General features: G+C 31.2%; 3 protein-coding genes. All 3 read right to left on the reverse strand.

The window, feature by feature from the left end; genetic code table 11:
- Positions 1–1601: glycoside hydrolase family 32 protein (locus AC1XJX_RS13500; RefSeq protein WP_482004517.1), on the reverse strand; the 1601-nt coding region annotated here is incomplete at its 3' end.
- Between the two features lie 4 nt (positions 1602–1605).
- On the reverse strand, positions 1606–2934 hold the full coding sequence (locus AC1XJX_RS13505; RefSeq protein WP_482004518.1) for a sugar porter family MFS transporter: 1329 nt from the start codon (positions 2932–2934) through the stop codon (positions 1606–1608).
- Between the two features lie 356 nt (positions 2935–3290).
- Positions 3291–4276, reverse strand: a 986-nt coding sequence (locus AC1XJX_RS13510) for a response regulator transcription factor (protein ID WP_482004519.1), incomplete at its 5' end; no start/stop codon positions are given.

Here is a 4276-nt window from a genome sequence, read left to right on the forward strand (position 1 = left end):
TGAATTTCAATGTTGCCAAGAATAAATTCTTGGTCTTTAGGTTCAATACTTAGTTTATCATAGGGTGCGTTCGGAAAAAATATTTCTGTCATTACGGTTTCTCCATTATCAAAAAAGAGTTCAATGGATGTTTTATCAAGAATAATTGTTCCAACCAAATCAGGATTTAGTGACGTTCTTTTAGCCAGAGAAACTCGATCCGCAAATTTTTCTGAAAACCCTGTTTTTCCTGATTTTCTTCTATCTACAAAAAAGTTTTTATCACTGTTATTGTATCCAAAAGCTAAGGTATCTCCTTGTTTATTGGTGAGTTTGAAAGTGAAACCACTATTTTTTACATCTGAAATTTTAAAATTGATTTCTGTACTTGATAAATCGATTGCTTTTGAATCAATAATTTTTTCAGCTCTTTTTATTGTAATTGATTCTTTTTTAAACTTGGTGCTTCTATAATTAGATAGTTCTTTTACAGGTTGAAATAACAACCTATAACTAGCATCTATTTTTTGAAGTTCCGCAGTTCTTGCTACTGTCATAGCACTTCTCCATGTTTCAGTTGGTACTACATTGGCATAATCCCAATTAGACATCCATCCCATAAATAATTTTCGACCATTGGTATCTGGGATATTAGCCCAGGTTACTCCTGCATAATTATCTCTTCCGTAGTCAATCCAAATAGACTTATGCTCCGTGTTATTTAAGTCATTCTCAAAAGAAGGGTCTATTTTAAATTGCTTCCCGTCAAAATCGCCTACAAAGTATTGAGTGGCATTGCCTCCATTTGGCCCACCTGGGTTAATACTAACAAATAGCACCCATTTAATTTCGTCTGTTCCTTGAACTACCATTGGAAAGAAATCTGGACATTCCCAAACACCACCATGTCCTCCTATACCATCCCCAAAATCAGACTCTAATTTCCAATCTTTTAAATTTGAAGAGCTATAAAACATAATTTTTTGGCCAGCAGCCAATACCATTAGCCATTTATTATGTATAGAATCCCAAAACATTTTAGGATCTCTAAAATCTTTAATGCCTGGGTTTTTAATTACTGGATTTTCAGAATATTTAGTAAATGTTTGTCCTTCATCTAAAGAATATGCAATGGCTTGAGATTGGTAATTTGTTTTTCCTGCTTTTTCACCATCCATATCATGATAAGTAAACATAGCTATTATTGGCTCAATACCATTTTTGGAAAACCCTGAGCTATTATTAACATCTACAATTGCACTACCAGAAAAAATGTACCCCTTTTCATCTGGATATATCGCTATAGGCATTTCTTTCCATGTTACCATATCTGTACTTATAGCATGTCCCCAGTGCATAGGTCCCCAGGTGTTTCCATCAGGATAGTGCTGAAAATATAAATGATAATACCCATCTTTGTAAAACATCCCATTTGGGTCATTCATCCAGCCTTTCTTAGGAGTAAAATGAAATTTAGGTCTACTAAGTTCTTCTTCTGAGTATGTTGTTTTATCTGATTTGTTTTCCGTAATTTGACTTTCTTCCGCCTTATTTTTACAACTAACAAATAATGATAACAACAAAATAATTATGATAAACTTTGAATTATTAACACCTTCCATACACTTATTTATTTCGTTCTTTAATTAGTTTATTACTCAATTCTTCTAACGACACTCCTTTGGTTTCTGGCATCATAAAAATTACAAATAGTAATTGTAAGACCATCATAATAGCAAAGAACAAGAACACCATACCTGCACCAATTGTTGAAAATAATATTGGAACTAAAGAAGGTACCACCGCAGCTAATATCCAATGTACAGAACTGCCGAACGATTGACCCGAGCCTCTTAAATGATTTGGGAATATTTCTGAAATAAATACCCATATCACTGTTCCTTGGCCTATCGCATGCGCAGCAATAAACATGAACAGTAATACGGGTATTATACTACCTTCCCAACTCAAAAAGAAAGCAGCAGAGACTAAACTCAATGAAACTATATAACCAAATGAACATATATACATTAATTGTTTTCTTCCTAATCTATCTATTAGGATAATACCTAACAATGTAAAAAGCATATTAGTAACGCCTATACCTATACTGCTTAATAAAGCAGTACTCTCACCAAGACCTGCTTCTTCAAAAATTCTTGGAGCATAATATAATAAGGCATTAATACCTGATAGTTGATTGAAAAAGGCAATCAAAAAAGCTAGAATTAGAGGAAATCTGTATTTTTTGAGGAAGATATTTTCATTAGGTACTGTATTTTGCATCTCAACTTTAATATCTAACATGAGTTTTTCAGGATCTTGATCAGGATTTATTTTTTGAAGTACAGCAATAGCTTCACTATTTCTAAATTTAGTCAATAACCAACGTGGGCTTTTGGGAATTGTTAATGCGAATACGGTGTAAATTACAGCTGGAAATGCTTCAATTCCAATCATCCAACGCCAAGCATTTTCACCCACATTATTTAACAAGTAATTTGATAAAAAGGCGATAAGAATACCAAATACAATATTGAACTGGTAAAGACCTACTAGTTTACCTCTATCTTTAGCTGGTGCAATTTCCGATATATAAGCTGGTGCAGCGATGGTGGATGCTCCAACTCCTAAACCTCCAATAAACCTAAAAACGGCAAATGTCCACGGATCATTTGCTAATCCAGAACCAATAGCTGAAATGGTATATAAAACACCAATCCATATTAGGGTGTTTTTACGCCCTAATTTGTTGGTAGGTATACTTCCGAAAAAAGCACCAACTACTGTTCCCCAAAGCGCCATTCCAATAACAACGATGCCATGAAACATATCTGATGAACCCCATATCAATTGTAGTTTTTTTTCAGCACCAGATATAACTACGGTATCAAATCCAAATAAGAAACCAGCTAATGCTGCCGTAATGGACCATATAAATATCATTCTGTTCATGTGGTGATGTATTTAGTTTATCGATCACAATGTACATTGAAAGCGTATTTCTGAATTTTAGATTTGTATCAATTGATTATGAAATTGTTAAGTAGATACTAAATAAAATATAATGTGTTGATTATAAGATATTTAAATTATATTTAATTTTTTGTAGAAATACTAAAGTTTTAATTTGGTTACATTTTAGTATAAAATTGTTACACCTAAAAAGCAATAAAAATTACCAAATTAATAAAAACGTAGGCTTATAATTACTAATGCTAAAAAATAGAGTTAAAAAATAGATATTATATAAAGAATTAGACAAGAATTAATAAAAATGCTTACTAAAAAGGAGTGCTTATTGTTTGTATTTACTCTTCTCTAAATTCTTTTGGCGATTTTTTAAATTTCGCTTTAAAACTGGTTGAGAAATAATTGGGAGAAGAAAAACCAGCAGAGTAGGCAATTTCAGAAATTGTTAGCGACGTTTCTAGAAGCAACCCCTTAGCTTTTTCTAGTCGCATATTTTGAATATAGTCACTCACATTTACCCCCATAATCGCTTTCATTTTCCTATAAAGTTGAATTCGAGATATGTTTAGATTACTTGCTAAATTTTCGACCGAAAATTTGGAATTATCAATATTTTCATCAATTATTTTATTAACTTTTAATATAAATTCTTGCTCAATAGAACCAAAATTATTTGTTGAATCTATATTATGAACATTGTTTATAAAATAATATCGAAGTTTTTCTCTGTTATAAATAAGGGTTTTTATAGATTGTGATAAAATAGCGAAACTAAACGGTTTTGTTAAAAACAAATCGGCTCCAGATTCTAATCCTTTTATATAAGATTCTTTATTATTTAAAGCAGTAAGAATAATAGTTGGAATATGAGATGTTCTTAAATCTTTTTTTAAAATTTCGCAAATTTCAAAACCGCTTTTTCCAGGTAAACTAACATCGCACAAAATAATATCTGGAATAAGCTCTAAAGCTTTATCTACTCCATCATTACCATCAGAAACATGAACACTGAACTCTGAAGATAATTTTGCTTTTAAATATTTTATCAAATCAGGATTGTCTTCAATAATTAGAATCGAATAATTTTCATCATCATTTAATGGCTGTTGCCCAATAAACGAATCATCTTCATATTCTGTGTTAAAGTTTAAAATTTCACTATCTATTATATCGGTTTCATAAATTATTTCATCAGAATTTAAATGAACATTACCCTTATAAAGTGTAATTATAAATTCTGTACCATGTTTTGAATTTAATTCAATACTCCCTTTGTGCATTTCAATAAATTCTTTTGATAAATGCAAGCCAATACCAGAACTAG

Source organism: Flaviramulus sp. (genome assembly GCF_982512915.1).